Origin of the sequence: Mesorhizobium sp. BR1-1-16 (genome assembly GCF_020165495.1) — a bacterium.
Lineage (GTDB): Bacteria > Pseudomonadota > Alphaproteobacteria > Rhizobiales > Kaistiaceae > Kaistia.
This window is the reverse complement of sequence record NZ_JAIUIE010000010.1, coordinates 15,826-41,887: the sequence shown is the minus strand read 5'-3', so window position 1 is coordinate 41,887 and position 26,062 is coordinate 15,826. Positions and strand designations below refer to the sequence as shown.

Annotated in this window: 19 protein-coding genes; 9 read left to right on the top strand and 10 right to left on the bottom strand. The window is 65.4% G+C overall.

Features of this window, described 5'->3' with window-relative positions:
- Positions 1-5: 5 nt before the first annotated feature.
- From LB518_RS18755 to LB518_RS18740, 4 genes are all read right to left on the bottom strand, one after another.
- On the bottom strand, positions 6-2,642 hold the full coding sequence (locus LB518_RS18755; RefSeq protein ID WP_224579317.1) for a GH116 family glycosyl-hydrolase: 2,637 nt from the start codon (positions 2,640-2,642) through the stop codon (positions 6-8).
- 46 nt (positions 2,643-2,688) lie between these two features.
- Positions 2,689-3,528, bottom strand: coding sequence for a carbohydrate ABC transporter permease (locus LB518_RS18750; protein ID WP_224579315.1), 840 nt, complete (start codon positions 3,526-3,528; stop codon positions 2,689-2,691).
- 10 nt (positions 3,529-3,538) lie between these two features.
- Entirely contained in the window at positions 3,539-4,444 is a 906-nt protein-coding gene (locus LB518_RS18745) for a carbohydrate ABC transporter permease (protein WP_224579313.1), read from the bottom strand.
- 188 nt (positions 4,445-4,632) lie between these two features.
- Positions 4,633-5,901, bottom strand: a complete 1,269-nt coding sequence (locus tag LB518_RS18740) for an ABC transporter substrate-binding protein (RefSeq protein WP_224579311.1) — start codon at positions 5,899-5,901, stop codon at positions 4,633-4,635.
- Between the two features lie 192 nt (positions 5,902-6,093).
- Here LB518_RS18740 and LB518_RS18735 point away from each other — a divergent pair, with 192 nt between their 5' ends.
- Together LB518_RS18735 and LB518_RS18730 are read left to right on the top strand one after the other, a co-directional pair.
- Positions 6,094-7,134: a LacI family DNA-binding transcriptional regulator gene (locus tag LB518_RS18735; protein WP_224579310.1), complete on the top strand. Its 1,041-nt coding sequence runs from the start codon at positions 6,094-6,096 to the stop codon at positions 7,132-7,134.
- 58 nt (positions 7,135-7,192) lie between these two features.
- Positions 7,193-8,557 (top strand): M24 family metallopeptidase, encoded by a 1,365-nt coding sequence (locus LB518_RS18730; protein WP_224579309.1) that lies wholly within the window; start codon positions 7,193-7,195, stop codon positions 8,555-8,557.
- A gap of 6 nt (positions 8,558-8,563) precedes the next feature.
- On the opposite strand, the gene LB518_RS18725 is transcribed toward LB518_RS18730, so the two are convergent.
- On the bottom strand, positions 8,564-8,998 hold the full coding sequence (locus LB518_RS18725; RefSeq protein WP_224579308.1) for a DUF983 domain-containing protein: 435 nt from the start codon (positions 8,996-8,998) through the stop codon (positions 8,564-8,566).
- 79 nt (positions 8,999-9,077) lie between these two features.
- Positions 9,078-10,445, bottom strand: a complete 1,368-nt coding sequence (locus LB518_RS18720; protein ID WP_224579307.1) for an aminotransferase-like domain-containing protein — start codon at positions 10,443-10,445, stop codon at positions 9,078-9,080.
- Positions 10,446-10,663: 218 nt separating this feature from the next.
- Between LB518_RS18720 and LB518_RS18715 the strand changes: the two genes are divergently transcribed.
- Together LB518_RS18715 and LB518_RS18710 are read left to right on the top strand one after the other, a co-directional pair.
- Entirely contained in the window at positions 10,664-11,644 is a 981-nt protein-coding gene (locus tag LB518_RS18715; RefSeq protein ID WP_224579306.1) for an HlyD family secretion protein, read from the top strand.
- Positions 11,645-11,647: 3 nt separating this feature from the next.
- A complete protein-coding gene (locus tag LB518_RS18710; RefSeq protein ID WP_224579305.1) occupies positions 11,648-12,658 on the top strand; it encodes an FUSC family protein in 1,011 nt (336 codons plus the stop codon).
- A 4-nt stretch (positions 12,659-12,662) separates the two neighbouring features.
- Here LB518_RS18710 and LB518_RS18705 read toward each other — a convergent pair whose 3' ends face one another.
- Positions 12,663-14,564 (bottom strand): putative bifunctional diguanylate cyclase/phosphodiesterase, encoded by a 1,902-nt coding sequence (locus tag LB518_RS18705; protein ID WP_224579304.1) that lies wholly within the window; start codon positions 14,562-14,564, stop codon positions 12,663-12,665.
- Positions 14,565-14,755: 191 nt separating this feature from the next.
- Here LB518_RS18705 and LB518_RS18700 point away from each other — a divergent pair, with 191 nt between their 5' ends.
- Positions 14,756-14,962 (top strand): DUF3329 domain-containing protein, encoded by a 207-nt coding sequence (locus tag LB518_RS18700; protein ID WP_224579303.1) that lies wholly within the window; start codon positions 14,756-14,758, stop codon positions 14,960-14,962.
- 3 nt (positions 14,963-14,965) lie between these two features.
- Here LB518_RS18700 and LB518_RS18695 read toward each other — a convergent pair whose 3' ends face one another.
- A complete protein-coding gene (locus tag LB518_RS18695) occupies positions 14,966-15,940 on the bottom strand; it encodes an alpha/beta hydrolase (RefSeq protein ID WP_224579302.1) in 975 nt (324 codons plus the stop codon).
- Between the two features lie 130 nt (positions 15,941-16,070).
- Positions 16,071-16,493 carry an OsmC family protein gene (locus LB518_RS18690; RefSeq protein ID WP_224579301.1) on the bottom strand — a complete coding sequence of 141 codons (423 nt, stop codon included), beginning with the start codon at positions 16,491-16,493 and terminating at the stop codon, positions 16,071-16,073.
- Between the two features lie 149 nt (positions 16,494-16,642).
- Here LB518_RS18690 and LB518_RS18685 point away from each other — a divergent pair, with 149 nt between their 5' ends.
- Complete coding sequence (locus LB518_RS18685; RefSeq protein WP_224579299.1) at positions 16,643-18,739, top strand: acyltransferase family protein; 2,097 nt, start codon at positions 16,643-16,645, stop codon at positions 18,737-18,739.
- Positions 18,740-18,878: 139 nt separating this feature from the next.
- Positions 18,879-21,776: an autotransporter outer membrane beta-barrel domain-containing protein gene (locus LB518_RS18680; protein ID WP_224579298.1), complete on the top strand. Its 2,898-nt coding sequence runs from the start codon at positions 18,879-18,881 to the stop codon at positions 21,774-21,776.
- A gap of 76 nt (positions 21,777-21,852) precedes the next feature.
- On the opposite strand, the gene LB518_RS18675 is transcribed toward LB518_RS18680, so the two are convergent.
- Positions 21,853-22,944: an Ldh family oxidoreductase gene (locus LB518_RS18675; RefSeq protein WP_224579296.1), complete on the bottom strand. Its 1,092-nt coding sequence runs from the start codon at positions 22,942-22,944 to the stop codon at positions 21,853-21,855.
- A 141-nt stretch (positions 22,945-23,085) separates the two neighbouring features.
- Here LB518_RS18675 and LB518_RS18670 point away from each other — a divergent pair, with 141 nt between their 5' ends.
- Positions 23,086-25,530, top strand: coding sequence for a thiamine pyrophosphate-binding protein (locus LB518_RS18670; protein WP_224579294.1), 2,445 nt, complete (start codon positions 23,086-23,088; stop codon positions 25,528-25,530).
- A gap of 7 nt (positions 25,531-25,537) precedes the next feature.
- On the top strand, positions 25,538-26,050 hold the full coding sequence (locus LB518_RS18665; RefSeq protein WP_224579293.1) for an L-2-amino-thiazoline-4-carboxylic acid hydrolase: 513 nt from the start codon (positions 25,538-25,540) through the stop codon (positions 26,048-26,050).
- Positions 26,051-26,062: the final 12 nt, after the last annotated feature.

Below are 26,062 nucleotides of genomic sequence, written 5' to 3'. Positions count from 1 at the left end.
CCCTCTCAGCCTTCTGCCTGAATGACGAGCGCCTCGCCGGCCTTGAGGCTGGCCGGGGTCGGCAGCACGACCACTTCGCCCTCGCGAATGGCGACCTTGCCATTCACGGTCACCGAACCCGCAAGGAAAGGCAACACAACGCGGCCAACGGAGAGTTCTCCGCCGAGAACCCTGAGGGTGGCCTTATCGCCTTCGACGGCGAGTTTGCCCCAGCCCTTCCCGGCCGACCAGAAATGCGTGCCGCGCGCTTCGCCCTTCGGCGCGAAGCCGATCGTGCCGCTGCGCTGGTCGAAGGTCAGCCCGCTCCAGGCATTGACCAGCGCATAGCTCGACAGCGAGCGCGCATAATAGCTGCCGCATTCGATCTCATTCCACGGGCTGCGATTGGAGCCGTCGTGACGGTCGCGCGCCGCGCGGACGATGGTCAGCCCCTCCTCGACGAGCCCGCGCATGATCATGTGCGAGGCCACCGTATATTCGAGGCCGGTCCACACCTCCTCGGCATAGGGAGCGGGAACGGCCGGCTCATGCGTGCCTTCAGGATAGGAGCAGAGCAGCGTGCCGCCCTCGTTCTCATAGGCATAGACGCGGCAGGGGTTGAAGTGATCGACGAGCGAGGCGCGATTGTTCTCGGCGAAGATCGATTTCAGCGCGGCGGTGACCTTCTCGGGCGCCAGGATGTCGCCGATGCCGGCGATATCGGCATGCCACTGGCCGAGGATCTGGTCAGTCAGGCAGCCTTGGCCGATCTGATATTTGATCTCGGAATATTCGTCCGACCAATAGGCGTCCATGAAGCTGTCGGCCAGCACGCCGGCAGCCCGGCCGGTGTCGAAGCGCTGGATGAAGGCCCTGTCGGAGAGATCGAGGCCCTGCGCGAACCAGCGCCCGTTGAAGAGATGCTGGTCAATATAGGCGCCGCCCTTCGCCGCCATGTCGCCAAGCTCGGTCGCGAACGCCGCCTCGCCCATGGCGGTGGCCATTTCGGATGCCGCTTTCAGCGCCGCGACATAGATCGACGACAGCCACGAATTCGGCCCGAACAGCTCCATGTCGAGCGTATGGTGCTGGCGCCCCCAGAGAATGCCGGTCTTTTCAGGGTCCCAAAGATCGGGATTGTCAGGCGACCAGGCATAGTCGAGCGCGCGGCGGATGTTGGGCCACCATTGCGCCAGCCAGGCATCGTCGCCCGACTGCCGCCATTCGCGGAACGTCTTGATGATCGCGCCGAAATGCCCGTCGGCGCAGGGGCCGATGATATCGAAGCCCGAGCCGAGCGGCAGGCGCTGGCGGAAGGTCAGGCCGCCATTCGGCAGCTGATTGTATTGCCACTCGGTATCGCGGAGGCTGCGCTCCAGCGCCGGGAAGAGAGAGGCGAGCGCCTGCTGGTAGTTCCAGACATGGGTGCAGGAGCCTTCGCATGAGCCTTCGCGCTCGTGCTGCCCCTCCCAGCCCCAGAGTTCGCCGCCTTCAAGCCGGATGACCGTGGCGGTGCGCAGCAGGCCCATCGTCCCGGTCGCCGCATCGATGATCTCGGATGGCAGCGCCGCGCCGAAGATCGCGTCCCGAAAGGCCAGCGTCGCGCCTGCCAGCTCGTCCCAGCGCGCGAAGGCGTCGCCAGCGCTTTCAAGTGAATCCGCCCATTGCGTGGCGTAGAAGTTCTTCCAGGTCGGCTTGGAGCCCTCGGTCGCGCGGCTGTCGGGCTTGTCGCGGCGATACCAGTAGATGCTGCCGAGGGGATAGTTCCAGGCGATGGCGAAGCGGATGGTGCGCTTCTCGCCTGGCGCCACGGTGATCCGCGCCGCGAGCGTGCCGTGCTCGGGCTGCGCGAACATGTTCTTCACCTCGCGCGGCTTGTCATAGTGCCGCTCCGGCATCCGTCCCGCGCGCGCGAATTCGCGCCAGTAAAGGCTGAGGCTGTCGAACCACTGGCCGCGGAAATGATAGTCGACATGCTCGACATCCTCGGCGTCGGTCATGATGGCGAGATCGCCGCGCTGGTCGGCGGCGCGATCCTCGTCGGCCGAGGTGAGATGCAACGCCGAAGTGCCGCCCGCCTGCACGAAGCGATGAATACCGCTGTCGCAGCCGAAATTCCCCAGCGTTCCCGCAATCGTGTAGTCGATCGGCGCGGCCGTCGTGTTCTCGACTTCGAAGGCGAACATCGCGACGGGAAGCGATGAATCCCTGTCATTGTGCGGAATGAAGGGCGACAGCGCCTGCATGCGCACGTCGCCGGGGAAGCGCTCGTCATGAAACGCGAATTCGGCGACCGGGAAACGGCCGACCATGGTGACGTCGGCAAAATGCGGCACGCCGGCCATGGAATCGCGGTTGGCGCCGAAGCCGAAGCCGTCGAACTTGCGGACCGAGGGCGAGCCGGTCGGCGTACCCTCATAGGGCCCGTTCAGCACCAGCGCCTTCAGCAGCTTGCCGTCCTGTTCGGCCTTGATGGCGAAATGACTGTAGCCGTTGAACTGATGCAGCTCGGGGCGATTGCGAATCGACCAATCCACCATGCGGCCGGCGCCGGTGATCGAAAACCCGCCGGCGCCGATGCCGCCAAGCGGAAAGATGGCATAGCGGCGGCGCGCATCGCGATAGACGAAGCGGGGGTCGATCGAAGCGAGATCGTTCAGCATTCCCTGGGTTCCTGTTCCTTGAAGAGATCGCGCGGTGCTATCCGCGTCAGTTCTTGATGCCGCTCATCGTCACGCCCTCGATCACCAGCTTCTGGGCAAGAAGGAAGATGAGGATCACCGGCAGGACGGCCATGCTCATCGCGGCCATGACCATCGAGAGGTTGCCCTGCCCCATGAAGCCGCGGAGCATGTCCATGGCGACCGGCAGGGTCATCGATTCCTGTGGTTCAAGCAGGACGCGCGCCTGGAAATAGTAATTCCAGGTCTGCGTGAAGGTGATGATGCCGAGCGCCGACAGAGCCGGCCGCAACTGCGGCAGAGAAATACGGAAGAAGATCTTGAAATAGCCGGCGCCATCCATGAGCGCTGCCTCTTCCAGCGCCTTTGGCTGCGAACGCATGAACTGCCGGACCAAAAAGACGCCGAAGCTCGAGGTCAGATACATGAGCGCCAGCCCGATCGGCCGGTTGAGCAGCCCCGCCTCGGCATAGCCGAGATAGATCGGGATGATCGTCACCTGCGCCGGGAACATCAGCCCGACCAGCATGATGAAGAACAGGCTGTCGCGCCCCGGAAACTCAAGCCGCGCGAAGGCGAAGGCGGCGAGCGTACAGGTAATGAGCTGTCCGACCGTGACCAGCACCGCGATCTGGATCGAGTTCCAATAGATCTGGAGGAACGGGATTTCCGAGGCAAGCACGGCCCGATAATTGGTCAGGTCAAAGGTCGGCGGCAGGAAACTCGGCGGCATCTTGTAGGCGTCCGCCACCGGGCGGAACGACATCGAGAACAGCCACATGAAGGGCAGCAGCATGAACACGCCGAGCACGGCCATGATGGCGATGATGGCGCGATCGGTCCATTGCTGACGCGAGCGGGTCTGCATCGGCGGCCCCCTAGTAACTGACCCAACGCCGCGACGCGATGAGCTGCAGCGAGGTCAAAATGAGAATGACGACGGTGAGGATGACGGAGACCGAGGCCGCGTAGCCGATCTCGAAGGAGCCGAACGCTTCCTCGACGATGTAGATCGACATCGATCGCGTCGAGTCGCCGGGGCCACCGGAGGTCAGGATGACGATGGATTCATAGACCTGCATCGCGCCGATTGAGGCATAGACGATGTTGAAGAAGATGACCGGCGAGATCCACGGCAGGATGATCCGCGAGAAGCGCCGCCAATAGGAGGCGCCATCCATGATCGCCGCATCCATGATGGTCTTCGGCACGCCCTGCAGCGCGGCGATGAAGATGATCATGAAGAACCCGGTGTTCTTCCAGACATCCATGATGATGATCGACATCATCGCGGTCGAGGACGAGGTCAACCAGCGAACCGGCGTGATCCCGAGGCGGATCAGGTAGTAATTGATGATGCCGAGATCATCGCCATAGAAGTAGCCCCAGACGATCGACACGAAAGCGGCGGCGATGATCACGGGCAGGAAGAAGGCCAAGCGGAAGAAATAGAGCAGGAAGGCCGGCATGGCCCGGTTGAGCGCGAGCGCCAGCGCCAGGCCGACGCCAACATTGAAGGTCACGGCGAAGAAGGCAAACCGCAGCGTATTCCAGAAGATTTCAAGCGAACGGCCATCGGTGAAGAAGCGCTTGAAATTGTCGAGCCCGACGAAGCTCGCGCCGTCGATCGCATCATAATAGGTGAAGGCGAGCAGAAAGGTGACGATAACCGGGGCCAGCACGAATGTGAGATAGAGCGCGAAAGACGGCAAAATGAAGAGATAGCCGGCCCGCGCCTGCGCCCGCTTGAGTTCGGACCGTCGATTTGCGGCAATGGCGGTCATGTCCCGTTCCTGATCGATGGCGATTGTGCTCGGTCTTTGTCGTCGCACTGGCGAGAGCCCTCGCCCGCCCGCGGGAGCGTAGGGTCAGGGTTTTATTTGGCTTCCGGCGACGGCGCCGCTAGCGAGCGCCCTCGCCCAAGCCCTCTCCCGCAAGCGGGAGAGGGGGAAGATTGGCTCGGCCGGCGTCCTCAGCCGCCTTTGGCGGAGAGGCGCTTGAACGAGGCTTCGAGTTCCTCATGCGTCTTCTTCACGCCTTCCGGGATCGAGATCTCGTCCGCCATCATGGCCTGGTAGTTGCGGATGAAGATCTTCTCGACTTCCTGGAAGTTCGCCGGTGAGGGCACGGGCAACGTGTTCGGCAGCGATTTATAGTAGAGCGCTGCGCTCGGCGGGAAGGCGAGGAATGCCTCGGTGTCCGCTGCTGATTTGCGTCCGGGGACGCCGCCACCGCCCTCGCCTTCTTCCTTCTGCGTCTCGAAGCTGGTCAGTTCCGTGACGAGAGCCTTGGCGAGTTCCGGGTTCTTCGATGTGCGCGACACCGCATAGCCGCCGAAGCCGATTACGGTAATGCCGGTTTCCTTCTGCGGCGGGAAGGTCACGTCCATGTCGAGCTTGGCGCGCTTGGCGTTTTCGACAATCCAGTGCCCGCGCGAGATCATGGCGACCTGCCCGGCATTGAACTGGTTGTCCATCGTATCCTTGCCGGGGATCGGCGAAACCTTGTCGACGTGAATGAGGTCATGCAGGAACTGCAGCGATTCCGCGACCTTCGGGTCCAACATGTTCGAGCCCGACCAATCCTTGGTCAGGATCGACGTGCCATTCGAGAAGAACCAAGGCTGGACGAAGAAGAACTGGTTGGGCACCTCATACCCGAATTGCGTCGCATTGCCGGCGGTATCGCGCTTCGTCAGCTTCTTGGCCGTCTCGCGGAACTGATCCCAGGTCCATTCCGGCTTCGGATAATCAACCCCCGCTTCCTTGAACAAGGCGCGGTTGTAGTTGATCATGATGTTGTTCCAGCCGATCGGAATGAAGTAAGTCTTGCCTTCATAGGAAGACTGCTCGAACAGGCTGGGTGCGAAGTCGGAATATCCCGGATTCTTGGCGATATAATCATCGAGCGGGATAAAGAGCTTCTTGGTCTCGAAAGTGCGGAACGTCTCGATCGCCGTACCGTAGACGTCGGCGGCATTGCGGGCGTTGTACTGGCTGAGGACGCGGGTGACATAGTCGCCCCAGCCGGTCGAGATCGGATCCATCGTCAGTTCGACTGAAACCTTCGGATATTTTTGATTGAAGCGGGCAATGGCGTTTTTGATCGCCGCCGTCTGTGCCTCGCCGCCGAACGACATCAGCTTCAGCGTTGCCGTCTCGTCGGACTGGGCATGGGCAGCGGACATCGCGGCCAAGCCGATCGCAGCCGATAGTGCGAGTTTCGCAAGTTTCTTCAGCACGTTCCTCTCCTCCCTCCGCCGCCGGCGTCATGGCCGGCTCCGATGGCTGTTCCATCGTGGGTCGAAACGTTTCGCGCACAACTGAACAGAGAGGCCGCGGTCCAGCCTCCTCGCCGAACCGGCAGCGTCATGGCGCTTGCACGAAACGTTTCGAGTCATACACTGCGAGGCGCGGAAGGCAAGTGAGGAATCGTGGCCACCATCAAAGACGTCGCCATCAAGGCCGGAGTCGCCATCTCCACGGTATCGGCGGTTATCAACCGGTCGGCGCCGGTGAGCGAGGATGTCATCGCGCGCGTCGAGGCGGCGATCGCCACCATCGGCTACCTGCCGCACGGGGCCGCAAAGGCATTGCGAAGCGGCAATTCGCGGCTGATCGGGGTGATCCTGCCCGACATCACCAACCCGTTCTTCTCGATGGTGGCGAGGGTCATCGAGACGGTCTGCATGAAGGCCGGCTACATGACCTTCGTCTACAATACCGACGAGGATCCCGAGCACGAAATGCGGATCCTCCAGATGATGCGCATGCAGCGCGTGGCCGGCATGATCCTGATATCGACCCGCTCGGACGCCGCGCATGGGCGACGGCTGATGGCCGCGATCAATGTGCCGACGGTCCTGTTCGGCTCCAATGTCGAAGGCACACCCTACGACGTCATCACGCTCGACGACCGCAAGGCGGGCGCCCTTGCCATCGATCACCTGGTCGAGCTCGGCCATCGGCGCATCGCCATCATCGCTGGCCGCCCGGGTGTCTCGACCCATGACGAGCGGCTCGCCGCCTGCATCGAAGCGCTGCAGCGGCACGGCATCGTCCTCGACGAAGACCTGATCATCGCCGCCGATTTCGTTCAGCAGCTTGCCTTCGAGGCCGGGCAAAAGCTGCTGGCCCGCGCTGATCCGCCGACAGCGATCTTCGCGCTCAGCAACCTGATGCTGATCGGCGCTATGCGGGCCCTCCTGGCCGCCGGAAAAACCTGTCCGCGCGATCTGTCACTTGTCGGCATCGGCGATTTCGACTGGCCCGAGATCATGAGCCCGCAGATGACGGTCGTCGCGACACCGGCCGTGGCGATGGCGGAGTTCGCAATCGGCGCCCTGCTCGACGAGATCGACAGCAAGCGCCCGCCGGCGGGCAAGCGCACGCTCTTTGCGCCCGAGTTGATCATTCGCGGCTCGAGTGCAGCCGTTTCCATCGAAGAACCTCTTCGGGACCCGCTGGCAATTTGATGACCGCAGGGCGCGAAGCGTCTAGGCTTCTCGAACAAATGATAATCGAGGAAACGCCATGGCTATCTCGCTCCGAACCGTCCGCATTCCGGACTTCGGCATCCCGCTGGAGCGGCCAACGATTCCCGCAGCGATCTACGAGCAGCGGATCACGGCGCTGAAGGCGCGCGTGGGGACCGACTGGATCGCCGTTTATGCCGATCGCGAGCATAATGCCAACATCGCCTTCCTGACTGGTTTCGAACCGCGCTTCGAAGAAGCACTGTTCCTGCTCGGTCCTGGTGACCTGCGGATCCTCGTCGTCGGCAACGAGTGCCTCTCTTATGCGCCGCTCGCCGGTCTTCCCGGCATCGAGACGATGCTCTGCCAGACGATGAGCCTTATGGGCCAGGATCGAAGCCGGCGCCCCAATCTGCTTGCCGTGTTGAGGGATGCGGGCGTCAGCCGGGGCGCCAGCATCGGTCTCGTCGGCTGGAAGTATCTTGAGCCGGACGAGTGGAGCGGCCCGTTGCCAAGCTTTCAGGCCTCGGCACTCGTCGTCGATGCCCTGCGCCTCGCCGCCGGCGATCCGGCTGCGGTCGCCGATGCAACGCCGGCGATGATGCATCCGGAGCAAGGGCTCCGCGCGGTCGTCGACGCGCACCAGATCGCAGCAGGGGAATGGGGCGCGGCGCGCGCCTCGGCTGCCGTCTGGCGGATCGTCTCAGGACTTCGCGACGGCGATAGCGAATATGCGGCGGTTGCCCGTATGGGCTATGCCGGTGAGGCGCTCAACGCGCATGTGATGTTCGCCTCGGCCCGGGCCGGCGAGCCGGTCGTTGGCCTTCGCAGCCCGACGGCGCGTATTGTACGCGCGGGCGATGGCGTCACCACCGCCGTCAGCTATTGGGGCGGGCTTTCGTCGCGGGCGGGCCTTGCCAATGACGGCGACGACGCCTTCCTGGACGTTTCCAAAGCCTATTTTCGTGGGCTGATCGCCTGGTACGAGACCGCCGATATCGGCGTCACCGGTGGGGCGCTCTTCGACAGCGTCACCGGCGAACTCGCCGAAGGGGGCCTCGAATCGGCGCTCAATCCGGGTCATCTCGTCGGCTACGACGAATGGGTGCATTCGCCGGTCAGACCCGGTTCCACCGAGACGATCGGTTCGGGCATGCCGTTCCAGATCGACGTGATTCCCGTCCCGATGCCGGATGGCTGGGCACTCAATTGCGAGGACGCGGTCACCTTCGCCGATGAAGAGCTGCGCACCGAACTCGCATCTCTCTATCCGGATGTCTGGGAGCGAATCGTCGCAAGGCGCGCGTTCATGAGCGAGGAAATCGGCGTCGCCCCGGCTGCCTCGATCCTTCCGCTTTCCTCGACGCCGCTTTGCCTGCCACCGTTCTGGCTGGCGGCCGACCGGTTGTTGGCCCGCGATTGACGGCGTCTAGGGCGAGGGCCCGGATCGGGGCGGCTCTATCATCCGGCCTTCCTCGGCCTTGTAGTAATACTGGCTTGCGATCAGCCAGCCCTTCAGCGGTCGCAGCGGCGGAATGCAGGTTGCGAGCGTGAAGGGCAAGGTCGTGAACAGGTGCACCCAATAGGGCGCCGAAAACGCGGTCTCGATCCACAGGCCGAGCACGACGCTCGGGATGCAGCCAAAGCAGATCACGAAAAAGGCGGGTCCATCGGCCGGATCAGCAAAGGAATAGTCGAGGCCGCAAACCTCGCAGCGAGGCTTCAGCGTCAGGAAGCCATTGAACAATCGCCCTTCGCCGCAGCGCGGGCAGCGGCAACGGATGCCCGTCCGCAGCGGGCTGAGCGGCGGCCATTCTGCCTCAGGACGAGGCGTCCCGATGACATTTTCCGTGCCGGCAGTCATGATCGGTCCCTTTCGCGGCGACGATGTGATGTAATGTATGCATACAATTATCAATTGTAAGCACGACATGGCGTCGCAGCTAGATGACCAGCATTTCTTCGCCAGGAAAACGCGAAATCAGTGCCGAAAGTTGCAAGATTGCCGCCTTGAAATTCTCGCGGTCGGGGGTCGCGCCAAAGCCGATGCGTATCGCTTCGGGGGCAGCGTCGAGGGCGAATGCATCGCTTGCGACGAGGCCGAGGCCTGGGGCGTCGAGGCGGTCGAGGAAGGCGGCGCGGGTCCAGCCGGGGGGAAGCTTCAGCCAGGCGTGGAAGGCGGCCGGGTCGGATTGGAACAGGTCAGGCGGAAGCTGCGCTGCCGCGATGGCCTGCAGGGCGGCCGTCTCGGACCGGATGGCGGCCAGCAGCGCGGCGGCGGTGCCATCGCCGATCCAGCGGGTCGCGAGCGCAGCCGTGAGCGGCGAGACCATGGTGGCCAAAGCGCGGATGGAGCCGGCCAGCCGTTCGGCGATCGCCTCGTCCGGGACGGCGAGATAGGCGATGCGCAGTGCCGGCGACAGGCACTTGGCAAGGCCCGCGACGTGATAGGTCCGCTCCGGCGCCAGCGCTGCGAAACTCACCGGCGGCTTGGCCGGCAGAGCGCCATAGGCATCGTCCTCGATGATCGCGAAATCATGCCGCCGCGCCACCGCGACGATGGCCTGCCGGCGCTCGGGCGAGAGGGTGATCGTGGTCGGATTGTTGAGCGTGGGGTTGAGGTAGAGCGCCCGCGGACCATGCCGGGCGGCCCAGTCTTCGAGCGCGTCCGGCATCATTCCGCCTTCGTCGGCGGGCACGCCGACAAGCGAAATGCCGAGCCGGCCGGCAAGCGCGCGAAACCCGGGATATGTCAGGCGATCGGCCAAAATGACGTCGCCGCGGGTGGCCAGATGCATGGTCACCACAGCGAGCGCTCCCTGCGCACCCGGCGTGACCAGGACCCGGCCTGGATCGGTTCCCGGCATGCGGGCTGCCAGGAAGGCGGCACCCGCGGCGCGGTCCTCGGCCGTGCCGCCAGGCGCCTGGTAGCGCATCAAAAGATCGAGCCCCTGCGTCTCGCCAAGACCCGCAATGCCTTGCCACAGCCGGGCGGCGAGACGCGGATCGGCAGGGCGCGGCGGCATGTTCATCGCGAGGTCGATCCGGCCGGACGGCGGCCTTTTGTGGGGGCGGCGGACGAAGGTGCCCCGCCCGACCTGCGCCTCGACCAACCCTTGCCGCTGCGCTTCGGCATAAGCGCGCGTCACGGTGGTGAAATCGATCTCGAGCGACTCGGCAAGAGCGCGCTGCGGCGGCAGTCGGTCGCCGGGGACGAGCCGTCCGGCGGCGATGTCCGCGGCGAGCGCATCGACGATCCCGCGGAACAGAGGCCCGGCCCCACGATCCACAACCGGTTTCCACCCAGACATGACCCGATTTCGCCCTTTTCCATGCCAGACGGGATGTCCGGTTTTCGCCCGCAGACCCGGCTGATAGCGGCGACACCGGCGCCGCCGCGATATCCATACATTCGGAAATTGTATGGATCAAGCGGCCCGTTTCGCGAATGCGCGCGGCGGCAATGGACAGAGCGATCACGGCAAGCGAACATGGCGCGAACACCACGCCAGGCAGGGACCGAACGACGATGCTGCGCCGGCTGCTCGACCATCCCGTCCGGCTGATCGTCGGAATCGCGCTTGCGCTATTCATCGGCTACGAGATTAGCGTCCAGTTTCTCGCCTATACCGGCGACGCCTATGTCACGACCGATGTCGTCGTGCTGTCGGCAGAGGTCGACGGGCCGATCGACGCCATCCATGTCGAGAACAATCAGGCCGTCGCTGCCGGCGACGGTCTGTTCTCGATTGAGGCGACGCCTTACCAACTCGCGGTTACCGAGGCCGAGGCCATGTTGGCGCAGGCCAAGGCCGGGCTCTCGCTGGCAAATGACCAGGTCGGCGCCGCCAAAGCCGATATCGGCTCGGCGCAGGCCGTGCTCGACAATGCCAACGCCACGCTGACGCGCATCCGCAGCCTGACGGGGCAAGGCTTCTCGACCGATGCCAGCCTCGACGAGGCGATTCGGGATGCCGCAACGGCCAATGCCAACCGCCTGGTGGCGCAGGCGAGTCTCGGCGTCGCCAACCAGCGCGTGACGGTCGCCACGGCAGATGAAACCGCAGCGGAGGCGGCGCTCGCCAAGGCGCGCTATCGCCTCTCCAAGACCGAGGTTGCCGCGCCGATCGCCGGCCGGATCGTCCCGTTCACGCGCCGTCGCGGCGACTCGTTGGCGGTCGGAACCGAGGTGATGGCGATCGTCACCGCCGAAAGACCGCGCATCGTCGCCAATGTGGCCGAGCGGCATCTCTCGCATCTTGCCGTCGGCCAGCCTGCCTTGGTCACGATCGGCTCGCGGCCCTGGCACATCCTCAGCGGCCATGTCAGCGGGATCGCGGCCGGCATCGCGCGCTCTCCGGATGCCCAGCGGATCATTCCCTATATCGAACCGACCACAGATTGGATCCGCCTGCCACGCCGCTTCCCGATCGAGATCACGCTTGACGATGTGCCGCCCGACGAAGCGCTGCCGCTCGGCGCCGATGCGCGCGTGCTGATCCGGTTCTAGGCCATGACTGTGGTAGCGGCACGGACCGGGCCGGACGACGCGCTGACGCGCAAGGCCGTCGCGACGACGGTCGGGGTCGTCGGCGCCGTCTTTGTCGCCTTGCTCGCCGGCTTCGAGAACCCCTATTGGGCCGGGCTCAGCGCGCTGGTGATCGCCAACAGCGATCGCGACGAGCTGTTCACAAAGGGCCTGCTTCGCATCGCCGGCACCTTTGCCGGCGTGTTCGCGGGCTATATCGCAGCTCAGCTTCTCGCAGGCTTTGCGATCGGACAGGCGGCTGCGGCCATGCTCGCCGCAGGCATCGCGATCTATGGGCGCCAGCGCAGCGCCTTCGCGTATGCCTGGTTCTATGGCGGCGTAACGTTCCTGCTCGTCATCGTCGCCAGCATCGGCGACCCCGGTGGGCTCTATGATTTCGCGCAGAACCGATGCTACGAGATCGTGACGGGCGTCAGTGTCGCGACACTGGCGAGCTGGGCGCTCGGACCGGGCGCGGGTGGGACAACGCGGATCGTGGCGCATCCGTCTTCGGTCACACCGGCGGATGCGCGCCGGCTCGCTTATGCTGCGGCGCTCGGCACGCTCGCCATCCTCTTCGCGTGGACCTCGTTCTCGCTGCCGTCTCTCACTCAGGTCATCGTTTCCAGCCTCATCGTCATCGATGCCAATCCCGTTGCGACGCGTCACCGCAGCCTGCAGCGGATCATCGGTTGTTTCATCGGCGGTGCTGCCGGGCTCGCCGTGATCGGCATCGATGCGACCGGCTTTGTCTGGTGGACGGCCGCCCTGACGCTCGGCGTGTACCTCTCGGCGCGCATCCATCTCGGCGGTACAGCCAACGCCTATATCGGCACGCAGACCGCCATCGCCTTCCTGGTCACGCTCGTCGATAGCGGACCGCCGACGTCGATCGTGCCTCCGGTGCAGCGGCTGGTGGGGATCATTCTCGGCGTGGCGCTGATGAGCCTGGTGACCTGGGCTGTCGCCGGCCGCACGCACGGAAAGCCCGGCTGATCGCTCAGGCGTTCACGACAGCATGGCGGCCAGACAAGCGCTCGGTGGTCACCGCGACATCGGCGGGCCTCGCAAAGAGGTAGCCTTGGCCGAGCTTGCAGCCGAACTCGAGTAACCGGTCTGCCTGCTCTTGCGTCTCGATGCCTTCGGCCACGACCCGCTTGCCGAGCTTCAGGGCGATGTCGACGAGCGCCTTCACGATCACGGCGCTGCGCTTGTCCGTCAGCAGACGGTCGATGAAGGACCGATCGATCTTGATGATGTCGCTTGGAAAGCTCAGCAGATGTGTCAGCGAGGCAAATCCGGTACCGAAATCGTCCAGCGCGACCCGAATACCGCGCTGTCTCAACTCATCGACGAGATCCGCGACATTGTGCTTCGGGTCATCCATGAAGATGATCTCGGTGATTTCGACGATGATCTTGCTCAGTGGCACGCCGGTTAGTCCGAGAGCGGCTTCCAGCCTGGTGACGAAACTCTCGCCTACGAAATCGGCTGGCGCGACATTGATGCCGACATGGCCGCATTCGATTCCCGCCGCCATCCAGCCGGCAACATCCGTGGCCACCCCAGCGATCAGGCGGTCGGTCAGATTGTAAGCCAGCCGCGGATCTGAAAACACCTCCTGAAAATCCGCGGCAGCCACGATGCTTCCATCGCGTCTCTGCATGCGCAGCAGCGCCTCGAGCCCGACGATGCGCCCGCTGTCGATGTGCACGACCGGCTGGTAATAGGGGACGATGCGTTCCTCAGCGAGCGCGATCTCGACGTCAGAGTAGGTCGCACGCCGCTTCAGCGCGGCGGTCCTCAACTGCGGCTTGAAGCCGGCATAGCCGGAATGGAGATCCGACCGCGAGGCGGAGCGGGCGAGTTCGGCGTTCTGGCGCAACACCTCGGGCGTGGTCCCGTCAAGCCCGAACAGCGCGCCTCCGAGACTCACGCCGCGATCGACCGCTACAGACAGCCAGTCTCGTGACTGATGCAAGACGGACAGCACACCAAGGCCGACCTGGCGCAGCCGCTCGTGATCGGCGCAAGGCGAGACGATGACGGCAAAGAGACTACCGCCCAGGCCGAACGCCGATGACTCGGGGCCGAGGCCCTGCAATCTCAGCGAGAGTTCCCTGAGCACATTTTCCGAGGACAACTCCTCGACGCCGAGATCCAGCATATCGAGACGCTCTACGCCGACGAGAATCAGGCCAAAGAGGGCGCCGGAGGTTGCACAAAGCCTGCCGATGGCTGCATCGAACGAACGGCGGTTCGGCAGGCCGGTCAATGGATCAAAACTGGCGAGACGGTAGGCTACTTCCTCCGCGTCGCTGCGCTCGATCGCGATGGCGCTGAGATGGACGCAGGCTTCGACCAGGCGACGCTCGCGCGCTGTCGGGCCACGCGGCTCGTCGAAATAAAGCGCGAATGTCGCGAGAACACTGCCATCGGTGGCCATGATCGGGGTCGACCAGCAAGCCTTCAGCCCAAAGGGCGTCGCGAGATCGCGATAATCCGCCCAGAGCGGATCGGATTCGATGTCGCGGACCTCTATCGGACGGCCTGTCCAGGCCGCTGTGCCGCACGATCCGACATTCGGGCCAATGAGCAAACCTTGCAGCTTTGCGGAATAGGCGGCCGGCAAGCTCGGCGCGGCGATGGGAATAAGTCGACCACCCTTGATGCGGATGAGCGTGCACTTGGCGCGTGGGGCCAACGCCTCCACCTTGCGGCAGATCAGCAGCGCGACATCCCCGAAAGGGGTCCCGAGCGCGATGGCCTCGAGAATCTCGTTCTGGAACCTTTGAAATACAGATCCGGCCGGTTCGCCCATGGCGACCTCGACTTTCAAGCCGTCATATTCGTTCGCCTCACGAGACGCCGATTCCGGTCCGAGACGCGTGCGGTTCCCCATTCAGTTCCTTGACAATACATGCAAAGCCGCGATGTGCCAGTGCAGCCCGAGATCGCACTGTCCTCTTGAATGGATGACAGAAGGTTTCAATCGGCGCCAGATTCGCTGGAAGCGTGGGATCTTTCAGACACTTGACCTCGGCATTTCCGACGCACACAACAGGCCGCGACGCAGGCGCGAGGGAGGACACCATGAAAAGCGAGACCGAGCGGGTCTTTTTCGGACCGCTCTGGCGGCGCGTCGCCATGGTGGCCCTGATCGCGGTTTGGTTCGGATATGAGGCGCTGTTCATCCGCGATCCGCTGTGGATGGTTATTGTCGGCGGCATGCTGGCCTATGCCGCCTGGACCTATCTCATCCGTTGGGACGGCTCCGCCCCGCCCGAGAACCAGCCATAGGCTTCACGCGCCGAGACGTTGCGCCAGCCAAGGCACAGCGATGTCCAAAACAGCCGGAACCTCGGTCAGGCCGATATCCGTGCTGATAAAGCCGTGGTTGACGCCGGAGACATGGACGAGCAACCCCGAGACGCCGGCCTCGCTCATGCGCCGCGCCACCGCCCTGCCCTCATCCACCAGCACGTCGTGTTCGGCAAGAACGACGAGCGTCGGCGGCAATCCCGCAAGGCTCTCGGCGCGGACGGGAGAGGCGCAGGCTTCGCCGCGCCGCGCCGGATCGGGCGCATAGCAATGCACGAACCACGCGACATCGGGTGTCGAGAGACCGACATCGCCCGAGCCGAAGGCACGGTAGCTCTCGCCTTCGCCGATATCGACGAGATCGGCCATCGGATAGAAGGGCACCATGCCGGCAATGGCCGGGCCGTTGTCATCGCGGGCGCGAAGCGCCGTCGCGAGCACGAGCATGCCGCCGGCGCTGTCTCCGGCGAGCGCGATCCGCGCCGGATCCCCGCCGATCGAGGCGCCTTCATTCGCGGCGAAGAGCAGGCCGGCATAGGCATCCTCGACCGCGGCCGGATAGGGATGTTCCGGCGCCAGGCGATAATCCACTGAAAGCACCAGCCAATCCGCGCGCTCCGCAAAGCGGCGGCAGACGATGTCGTGCGAATCGAGATTGCCGAGGACGAAGCCGCCGCCGTGGAAATAGACGAGGATCGGCAGGGGTCCGGATGCACCCGAGCGGCGGTAGAGCCGCACCGGGATCGGACCGGCCGGCCCGGGAATGGTCCGATCCTCGGTCAGGAGACCATCGCCGGAGCGCAGCGGCAGGCGCGCCTCGACAAAGAGCCGACGCGCTTCGTCCACCGGCCGCTCATAAACCTGTGGCTGGCTCGCGCGCGCGGCGGCGAGCGCAATCAGGCGAGCATCCAGAGGGCGGGCGGAAATCCCGGTGGGGATGGTGATTTCTTCGAACACAGTGCGATTCCTGGACGATTGTCGCCGCGGATAGCCTCCGACGGCGTGGACTTCGCGTGATTTATCGGCGATTTCGCGAGCTTGTCCACGCTGGATGCCAGCGCGCCACGTCTTCGCTCCCTCCGCCTCGCTATTTCGTGAGGATGATCTCGGGCGCGCCGCGCAGCGTGTTGCTGACAGTGCAGATGTCGCCCTCCGCGGCCGCGATGATGGCTTCGCGCGTCGCCGCATCGAGATCGCCCTCGATCTCGAACCGCACTAGGAAGCGGGCGATGCGACCCGGCCCGTCTTCGGCCTTTTCGCCCGAGACATGGACGCGGACATGTTCCAGCCGGTCGAGCACGCCGAGCTGGCTCGCCGCGATGCGGGCACTCAAGGCGAGGCAGGCTGCAAGCGCGGAATGGAGCAGATCGAGCGGGCTGAACCCGGCCTCGGTCGCATGGGTGGTAACGGCGAGCGTCCCGCCGGTATCGGTCGTGAGCGCCACCCGGCCGGCCCTCGCCAGCGCGGCCTCGGCCCCCGCCTGCCGCGTCTTCACCCTTGCTTGCGCCATCATCGGTCCTCGAACGACAAACACTTCGCCGAAGTCTAGCAGACGCGGCGAGGCTGCGACGCATCGTGGCGGAAGCGCCAACCGCCCTTGCCGTCACACGGCCGGTGCCGCATAAGGCGGCGTCCTATTTGCGAGCGCGGGATTGCCGCATGCGCCTCGGCGCCGAAGCCATAGCGGGGAAACCCGGCCTCGACCGAGCACCGGCCGGCGGCAAAGACGGCTACAAGCCGCATGTCGACGGCCTCCGCGCCATAGCGATCGTCGCCGCCGTCGCCTATCACGCCGAGGTTCCCTGGTTTGCCGGCGGGTTTGTCGGCGTCGACATCTTCTTCGTCATCTCGGGCTATCTGATCATCAACCAGATCCTCGGCCAGATGGCGGCCGGCCGCTTCGGGATCTTCGACTTCTATGCCCGCCGGGCGCTGCGCATCCTGCCGAGCTATGGCGCGATGCTGCTGTTCACGGTGCTCGGCGCCGCGCTGGTGTTGCGTTCGCCCGGGGAGCTCGGCAACTACGCGGTCTCGGCGCTGCTCGCGCCGCTGTTCCTGTCCAATGTCTATTTCCTGTTCCGCAGCGGCTATTTCGACACCGGCTCGGCGCTGAAGCCGTTGCTGCACACCTGGTCGCTCGCCGTCGAGGAACAGTTCTACTTGGTCGTGCCGCTGCTCCTGATTGGCCTCGCGCTCATCGCCCGGCGGCGCCAATGGCCGATGGGCCGGCTGCTGGCCATCGCTGCCGCGACCATCGGGCTCGCCAGCCTGATCGGCTGCATCCTGGCGACGCCGCTCGACACCAATCCCTGGGCGGCGGAGCGCAACCCGGCCTTCTTCCTCACCTGGTGGCGCGCTTGGGAGTTCGTCGCCGGCGGCATCCTCGCTACACTGGCGGCACCGTTTGCGTCTGGCCGGCGAAGCCTCCTGCCGGGCACGCTCGCCGGCATCGCGGGCCTCGCGCTGCTCGCGCTCAGCATCACATTCACCGGCCTCGAATGGATGGGCGTCCGCCATGCCGAGCTCGGCCGCGTCATGGGCTTCCCCGGCGCGGCCGCACTGATGCCGGTCGTCGGCGCGATGCTGGTCATCTGGAGCGGGCTCGTCGCACCGCGCGGACCCGTGGCGCTGCTCCTGTCGCTGGCGCCCGTCGTCTATCTCGGCCAGATCTCCTATGCGCTCTATCTCTGGCACTGGCCGCTTTTGGTGTTCGGCCGCTTCCTGCCGCTGCAGGTGCCACAGGCCAGCGTCGATGCGATCGCGCTTACCATCGCCGTGCTCTTCGCCATTGCGACGCGCTATGCGATCGAGCTGCCGATCCTCGCCTGGCGCCGCCGCGTTAAGCTCGGCAGCGACCGCCGGCTGCCGATCCGCATCTTCCTCGCCAGCATCGCCGGCTGTATTGCGGTCACGGTCGTCTCCGGCGGCATCGTCGCGCTCGCCTATCGCAATGCCGGCGGCAATCCGATGGTCGCAGCCGTGGAGGTCTCGGCGGTCCATCCCGCCAACGGCTGCGCTTCGGAAGACATCGACGTCCAGACGAGCTGCCTCGACGGCATCGGCGCGCGCGGCCTGCTCGTCGGCGATTCGCATGCCTTCGCGATGATGCCGCGTATCGAATATGAGGCGGAGCAGCTGGGCATCTCGATCCTGCAGCTCGCCATGCCGGGCTGCGACCCGATCGACGTCATGCTCGACCGGCCGGCCGCGACCGCCAACAGCTTCTGCAAGCCGCTCGTCGAAAAGCTCGACCGCTTCATGCCGCGCGTCGGCGGCGCCGATTTCGTCATCCTCGACGGCTATTGGAACGCGCGCTTCCGCCAGACCGGCGATGACCACGCCGCGAGCGCGAAACGGCTGCGCGAGGGTTTCGCCGAACTGATGAAGACCTTCGCCGGCGATGGCAGCCGGCGCATGCTGATCGTGGCGCCGCTGCCATCCTTCTATCGCACCGACCCGTTCAACTGCCTCGATCTTTCGAAGGCGCTCGGACTTTCGACCGATCGCTGCGGCGTGCCCCGCGCCGTCGAGGAGGATTGGCGGCGCGAGACCATCGCGATCATGCAGGAGATCGTCGCGACCTATCCCAATGCCCGCATGATCGACCCGATCGATCTCTTCTGCGACGAGCGCATCTGCATGCCGATCAAGGACGGCACGCTCGCCTTCTTCGATTCGAACCACCTCAATGCCTATGGCACCAAGGTGCTGTTCGACGCGTTCCGCGACGACTATCTCTGGGCCTTCAAGGGTTAGCTTCGGGTTCGCCGGAGCCGGCAAGCGCAGGCGGCCGAGATATGGCCGAAATTAATCCCGTCTGCGGCATCGCTTGCGTGTCATCCGAAAGATAAGCTTGCGACTCAAAAACGAATCGCGCGCGCCAACGGTGACACTCATGAAAAACAAGCCAGTCTTGTCCGGTTTTCCTCGCACGCGCGCATTGAAGATCCTGGCAGTCGGCCTTGGCGCCGGCGCCTTTGCCTCTTCGGCCAAAGCGGAACCGCTGCTGGACTTCACTTATGTGCCGCTGAATTATGGCGCGAACGGTACGTTTCTGACCGGCATTCGCGGCGACAATATCGTCGGCAACTATACGATTCCGGGCACGGACGAGACCGGCGGCCTCTACTACAATATCGCTGCCGGGACCTGGGCAGCGTTGCCCGAGACGACGGCCAATGGCGCAAATTTTCCGGGCGCGATCGGATCCTCGCCCTATGGGCCGAGCTTCGGCACACCGGACGGCATCCTGCGCGCGGTCGGCAGCTACCAGACCGAGGCCTCGTCGCCCTACGATCTCAGCTATCTCTATGACGCCGCGGCCACGCCCGGTCAGAATCTGACCTATCTAGCCTATCCGGACGGACCGGGCGGGAAGACGCTGTTCACGATCGCGCACAGCAATTTCGGCAACCAGGCCGTCGGCGACTATGATACCGATCTCGCGACCGGCAATGCCTTCATCTACAATATCGATACCGGCAGCTACACGACGAACAACGTACCGGGCGCCGTTAGCACGACCGCCTATGGCATCTATGGCGACAAGATCGCAGGCGGTTATGGCGCCATCGATCCGGGCAGCGGGCTGTCGCTGCAGCACGGCTATATCTACGACCAGACGACGGGAACCTACACCACCTACGACCATCCCGGCTCGATACAGACGCATTTCGAAGGCATCACCAGCGCCGGCCGAGCGAACGAATACAATCTGGTCGTCGACTGGACCTCTGTCGATGGCGTGGCGCACCCGTCGGTGATGCATCTTGCCGCCGACGGCTCGGTCAGCTGGTATGATATCGATATTCCTGGCGCCGTGGTGTCGTCGAATTCGGCCTATGGCGAGAATGTCGTCGGCATCTACGTCGTCGACGGCGCCATCAACGGCTATCTCGCCACCATCCCCGGCATGTACAATCCGATCAGCAACGAGGGCGTACTGAGGTCCGGTACCGAGAATGCCGTGGTTCTCTCCGGCATCAAGGGCGACGACCTCGCCAATAGCGGCTCCATCTCGGTCAGTGGCATTGGCGGCGTCGGATTAAGCGGCGAAACCTATGGCGTCGTGGCCAATAGCGGCTCGGTGACAGCCTCCGGCAGCGGGGGAGCGGCCGTCGAGATGCATGGTCGCTATGGCGCGCTGCTGAATTCCGGCACTTTGCAGGCGGATTTCGCTGCCGATGCGGTGCGGGTGGGGGCGGATGCCGACGGCACGGTGATCGTCAACGCCGGCATCATCGACGGACGTCTCAATGCGATGGCCGGCTCGAACCAGCGGTTCGAGAACAGCGGCTGGCTCGGCATCTCGGGCATCGGGCTGCCGGTCACCGATTCCTTCAGCGGCACCTTCGTGCAGACGGCGGCCGGCACTCTGGCGCTTCGGATCACCGAAAGCGGCAACGATTCGCTCGACGTCTCGGGTACGGTGCGGCTCGCGGGCACGCTGGCGACGACAATTCAGGCGACCAACCTCCTGAAGTCTTACGAACTGGTCAGCGCGACGGGCGGGGTTACAGGCGCCTTCGACACCGTCACGACCGCCGGCCTGCCGGCTCTCTTCGCCACCTCGCTCGAGTATGCGCCGACGACCGTCACCATCGACGTTTCCTCCGCCCTCGGCAGCCTGCCCGCCACGGCGCCGAACCGGCTCTCGGTCGGCAGCGCTATCGACTCCATGATCAACGGGACGAGCGACAATACGCTGGCGGCGTTACCTGCCAGCCTGGAACCGCTTTATGCGCTCTCCGCCAGCCAGCTCCCAGTCGCGCTCGCCGCCCTTTCCGGCGAGGCCTATGCCAGCGAACAATCGGTGCTGGCCGGCGACAGCCTCTATAGCCGCCAAGCCGTGCTCGGCCGTCTTCGCCAGGGCACCTATGCCGAAGCGCTTGGCGCGATGGCAGCGCTTGCCGACGGCGGCCCGACCGTCACCGGCGCCGTCGCCAAGCCGAGCGTCACCGCATCCGGCGCCACGCTCTGGGGCCAGGCCTATGGCGGCTGGTCCAATCTCGACGGCGACGGCGACACGTCCGACGTCAGCGCCAATATCGGCGGCATCGTGTCGGGCGTCGACGTCAATGTCGACCGCTGGCGGGTCGGCGCCGCGCTTGGCTATTCCCGGTCGAATGCCGATGTCGCGGCGCTCGGCAGTTCGTTCGATGTCGACAGCCTGCTGGTCGCGCTCTATGCCGGCACCGAGGCGGGGCCCTTCAACCTGCGCTTCGGCACCAGCTATGCCTTCAACCAGATCGATGCCGACCGTACGATCGCCTATCCCGGCTCGCTGCAGCAGGCGAACGCGCAATATGACGGCGGGACGGCGCAGGTCTTCGGCGAAGTCGGCTACGGCTTCGCGGTCAGCAAGCTGGCGCTGGAGCCGTTCGCTGGCCTCGCCTATGTCAATATCGACACGCAAGACTTCTCGGAGAGCGGCGCGTCTGCCGGATTGGCGGGCTCTGCCGAGAGCCTCGGCATCGGGTATTCGACGCTCGGCATCCGCGCGGCGACCAATCTTGCCCTCTCCGGCGGCATGGTCCTGCAGCCTCGCGCGGCGCTCGCATGGCAATATGCGTTCGGCGACACGGAGACAGGCGCCGATCTCGCCTTCCTCAGCGCGCCCGGCGCCACCTTCTCGGTGAGCGGCGTGCCGATCGCCGAGAACACGGCGCTGGTGGAACTCGGCGCCGATCTGCTCATCAACCCGAAGGCACGGGTCGGCCTCTCCTATATCGGCCAGTTCGCCGACAATGTCAGCGACAACGCCCTTCAGGCCAACGTCGCCTGGAGCTTCTGAGGCAAAGCTGCGGCTTCACTCTTGTCATTGCCGGGCTCGACCCGGCAATCCAGGCTTTCTTGCAACGCGCGGCGTTTCAACCGACCGGCTGCAACCGTTCGACGCCCAACTCATCCGCGAGTGCATCGAAGGCCAGCCGGAGGCCTGGCGCGAGTGGGATGCCGTCGCGGCTGCGCTCGACCTCGACCTTCCATTCGCGGTCGCCGGGGGCCATGACGGCCTTTCCCGGCCGGGCGGGCGCGGCCCTGATGCTGGCGAGATAGGCCGCCATGCCGGCGTCATAGACTGCGCGCGGCACGAAGCGCTCGGGATCGATGACGATGAAGAAATGGCCGAGGCGGCGCGGCGTCGATTGATCGGGCCCGACCATGCCGAGCAGATCGGCGCAATGTGGCATGCCCGTCATCACGGCAGAGAGGATCTCCATCAGACTGGCGAGGCCGGCGCCCTTGTGACCGAAGCCGAGGCCGCCGAGCGGCAGCAGCGCGGCCGAGCGCAGCGGCTCGGTCGTCGGCTGGCCGGCCGCGTCGACCGCGACCTCCGGCGGCAGCGTCAACCCCTTGACCGCCATGTCCTGGACCTTGTTCCAGGGCACCATGCTGGTCGCCATGTCGAGCAGATAAGGCCGGCCGCCGGCAACCGGCGCCGCGAAGGCGAGCGGATTGGTGCCGTGGAACGGCGCGACGCCATCATGCGGCAGCACGAAACTGTCTGAATTGCAGAAGGCGAAACCAGCCATTCCGGCGGCCGCGGCGCGCATCGCGTAGCAGCCTGCGGCGCCGAAATGCGAGGAATTGACGACAGTTGCCGCGGCGATGCCGGCCGACCGCGCGAGACGCACCGCTTCGTCGACGGCGAAGAAGCTTGCATGGTGGCCGAAGCCATTGTCGCCATCGACGATGACCGTCCCGGGGCCGGTGATCTTGGCGGCGAGACGCGGCGCTGGATTGATGCGGCCTGTGCGCACGACCTTGGCATAGTGCAGCAGCAAGCGCGCGCCATGGCTGTCGACACCGCGCAGCGAGGCTTCCGTCAGCGCATCGGCCACCGACCGCCCGGCGTCCTCGCTGGCCCCGGCCGCGCGCAAGGCGTTGAGGATGAAGGCATGCACGGCGTCGGCACCCGCCCTGAACTCCGCGGCGCCTGAAAGCGCTTCATCGACTGTCATTTTGGCTTGTCTCCATCCCGCCCCTCGGCGGCAGGGGCCATATCACGCCGGCCGATCAGGCGTCATCCCTCGTCGACGCGCAAGGCCATCGGCGCTAGTCTTCCGAAGCTGGCCGTGGCCGGCGGATGAGGGAGGACATCGATGCCGGATGCCAACTGGGCGGATGAGCAGCCATCCGTCGCGATCCTCGCCGAGCTGGAGCGGAAGGTGCTCTGGCTGGCGGCGTGGATGATCCACAACGCCAACCACCTGCGCGACAATGACGAGGGCATCAAGGTCGGCGGCCACCAGGCGTCGTCCGCCTCGCTCGCGACGATCATGACGGCGCTCTATTTCGACGCCTTGCGACCGGAGGACCGCGTCGCTGTCAAGCCGCATGCGAGCCCGATCTTCCACGCCATCCAATATCTCTCCGGCCGGCAGACGCTCGACAAGCTGCGGGATTTCCGCGCCTTTCGCGGCGCGCAGAGCTATCCCTCGCGCACCAAGGACACCGACGACGTCGATTTCTCGACCGGCTCGGTCGGCCTCGGCGCGGCGCAGACGCTGTTCTCGGCGCTGGTGCAGGATTACGTCCGCGCCAAGGGCTGGACCTCAGGCGGCAAGGCGGGCCGCATGGTGGCGCTGGTCGGCGACGCCGAGATGGACGAGGGCAACATCTTCGAGGCGCTGCTCGAAGGCTGGAAGCATGGGCTTCGGAACTGCTGGTGGGTCGTCGACTACAACCGCCAGAGCCTCGACGCCGTGGTGCGGGAGGGTCTCTGGCAGCGTTTCGAAGCGATCTTCGCCAATTTCGGCTGGGATGTCGTCATCCTCAAATATGGCGTGCTGCTGGAGGCCGCCTTTGCCGAGCCGGGCGGCGAGGCGCTGCGCCAGTGGATCGACACCTGTCCGAACCAGCTTTATTCCGCGCTCTGCTTCCAGGGCGGGGCGGCGTGGCGGAAGCGACTTCTCGACGAGATCGGCGACCAGGGCGCCGTCACCGCGCTGATCGAGCGGCGCGACGACGCCGGACTCGCCCGCCTCATGACCAATCTCGGCGGCCATGACCTGCCGACGCTGACCGAGGCCTTTGCCAAGGCGCGGACGCATGAGCGGCCGACCTGCTTCATCGCCTATACGATCAAGGGCTTCGGCCTGCCGCTCGCCGGCCACAAGGACAATCACGCCGGGCTGATGACGCCGGCGCAGGTCGAGACGCTGCGCGAGAGCCTCCATGTGCGACCGGGCCATGAGTGGGACCGCTTCGAGGGGCTGGCAACGCCGGAAGCCGAGCTTGAGCGCTTCATCGCCGCGGCGCCCTTCGCACAGCGCCGCAAGAAGGCGGCGGCACCGGTCGTCGCGGTGCCCGGCGCCCTGCCCGTTCCGCCGGCCGCCGGCAAGCTGCTCTCGACGCAGGCCGGCTTCGGACAGATCCTCAACGAGGTGGCGCGCGGCGATGATGAGTTCGCGCGGCGCATCGTGACGACGGCACCGGATGTCACTGTCTCGACCAATCTTGGACCCTGGGTCAACCGCCGCGGGCTCTTCGCGCGCGAAAGCATGGCCGACCTCTTCAAGGCCGAGCGCATTCCCTCGACCTTCAACTGGGACTTCTCGCCGGGCGGGCAGCATCTCGAGCTCGGCATTGCCGAGATGAACCTCTTCCTGATGCTTTCGGCGCTTGGCCTTTCACACGCCATCAACAGTGAGCGGCTGCTGCCGATCGGCACCCTCTATGATCCCTTCATCTATCGCGGCGCCGATGCGCTCAACTATGCCTGCTATCAGGATGCGCGGTTCATTCTGGTCGCGACGCCTTCGGGCGTGACGCTGGCGCCCGAGGGCGGCGCGCATCAATCGATCGGCACGCCGCTGATCGGGCTGGCGCAGGACGGGCTCGCCGCCTTCGAACCGGCCTTCGTCGACGAACTCTCGGCAATCCTCGCCTTCGGCTTCGACTATATCCAGCGCTCCAAGGGCGACGCCGCGCCGGACGAGCGCACTGTTCTGCCCGACGAAGAGAGCTGGCTGCGCGACGAGACCGGCGGCTCGCTGTATCTCCGCCTCTCGACCCGGCCGCTCGAACAGCCGCAGCGCGCGCTGACGCCGGAGCTTGCGCGCGCCATCGTCGACGGCGCCTATTGGCTGCGCGAGCCCGGTCCCAATCCGGAGCTGGTCATCGCCTATCAGGGCGCGGTGGCGCCAGAAGCCATCGCGGCGACCGGGCTGCTCGCCGAGGACCGGCGCGATATCGGCCTTCTCGCCGTGACCTCGGCCGACCGGCTCAATGCCGGCTGGACGGCAGCGGCCCGGGCGCGCGAGCGCGGCCTCGTCCATGCCCGCTCGCATGTCGAGCGGCTGTTCGAGAAATTGCCGGCGCATTGCGGCCTCGTGACGGTCATCGACGGCCATCCGGCGACGCTTGGCTGGCTCGGCTCGGTCGCCGGGCATCGCACGCGCTCGCTCGGCGTCGAGCATTTCGGCCAGACCGGCACGATCGCCGATCTCTATCGCCATCACGGCATTGACGCTGCCGCGATCGCCCGGGCCGCGTCCGCTCTAGCACCCTTCCATCCGGTTCGCCACCTGAAGCCGGCGTCCTGAAATGGCGATGGATGAAGACCCCGCCGCCACGGTCGAGGCCGCCGTCAACGGCCTCGGCATCCTCGCCCGCCGCCGGATCGAGGCCGAGATCATCAAGCCGATCTACGAGGAGATGGTCGCCCGGTTCGGCAAGGAGGCAGCACGGGCGGCGCTGAAGGCGGCCATTACCAACGCGGCGATCGAGAGCGGTCGGCGGCTGGCCGCCGCCGAACCCGGCCCGACCGACCTTGCGACCTTCGCCGCGCTGCAGCCAAAATGGCGCCAGGACGACGCGCTCCGCTTCGAGGTCATTGCCGAGAGTGCGGATCGTTTCGACTATGACGTGACGCGCTGCCGCTATGCCGAGATGTACCAGGCCATGGGCCTCGGCGAGATCGGCGACATTCTCTCCTGCCAGCGCGACGGCACCTTTTGCCAGGGCTATGACAGCCGCATCACCATGACCCGCACGACGACCATCATGTCGGGCGCGAAACGCTGCGACTTCCGCTACCGCATCGACACCGACAAACCCGCCTGAACGCGACCTGCG

Coding starts and splice junctions, on each gene's coding strand:
- LB518_RS18710 (WP_224579305.1), top strand. CDS start 11,648: ATGACTGTGGTAGCGGCACGGACCGGGCCGGACGACGCGCTGACGCGC.
- LB518_RS18685 (WP_224579299.1), top strand. CDS start 16,643: ATGCGCCTCGGCGCCGAAGCCATAGCGGGGAAACCCGGCCTCGACCGA.
- LB518_RS18715 (WP_224579306.1), top strand. CDS start 10,664: ATGCTGCGCCGGCTGCTCGACCATCCCGTCCGGCTGATCGTCGGAATC.
- LB518_RS18680 (WP_224579298.1), top strand. CDS start 18,879: ATGAAAAACAAGCCAGTCTTGTCCGGTTTTCCTCGCACGCGCGCATTG.
- LB518_RS18745 (WP_224579313.1), bottom strand. CDS start 4,444: ATGACCGCCATTGCCGCAAATCGACGGTCCGAACTCAAGCGGGCGCAG.
- LB518_RS18750 (WP_224579315.1), bottom strand. CDS start 3,528: ATGCAGACCCGCTCGCGTCAGCAATGGACCGATCGCGCCATCATCGCC.
- LB518_RS18755 (WP_224579317.1), bottom strand. CDS start 2,642: ATGCTGAACGATCTCGCTTCGATCGACCCCCGCTTCGTCTATCGCGAT.
- LB518_RS18730 (WP_224579309.1), top strand. CDS start 7,193: ATGGCTATCTCGCTCCGAACCGTCCGCATTCCGGACTTCGGCATCCCG.
- LB518_RS18725 (WP_224579308.1), bottom strand. CDS start 8,998: ATGACTGCCGGCACGGAAAATGTCATCGGGACGCCTCGTCCTGAGGCA.
- LB518_RS18705 (WP_224579304.1), bottom strand. CDS start 14,564: ATGGGGAACCGCACGCGTCTCGGACCGGAATCGGCGTCTCGTGAGGCG.
- LB518_RS18720 (WP_224579307.1), bottom strand. CDS start 10,445: ATGTCTGGGTGGAAACCGGTTGTGGATCGTGGGGCCGGGCCTCTGTTC.
- LB518_RS18690 (WP_224579301.1), bottom strand. CDS start 16,493: ATGGCGCAAGCAAGGGTGAAGACGCGGCAGGCGGGGGCCGAGGCCGCG.
- LB518_RS18665 (WP_224579293.1), top strand. CDS start 25,538: ATGGATGAAGACCCCGCCGCCACGGTCGAGGCCGCCGTCAACGGCCTC.
- LB518_RS18700 (WP_224579303.1), top strand. CDS start 14,756: ATGAAAAGCGAGACCGAGCGGGTCTTTTTCGGACCGCTCTGGCGGCGC.
- LB518_RS18675 (WP_224579296.1), bottom strand. CDS start 22,944: ATGACAGTCGATGAAGCGCTTTCAGGCGCCGCGGAGTTCAGGGCGGGT.
- LB518_RS18670 (WP_224579294.1), top strand. CDS start 23,086: ATGCCGGATGCCAACTGGGCGGATGAGCAGCCATCCGTCGCGATCCTC.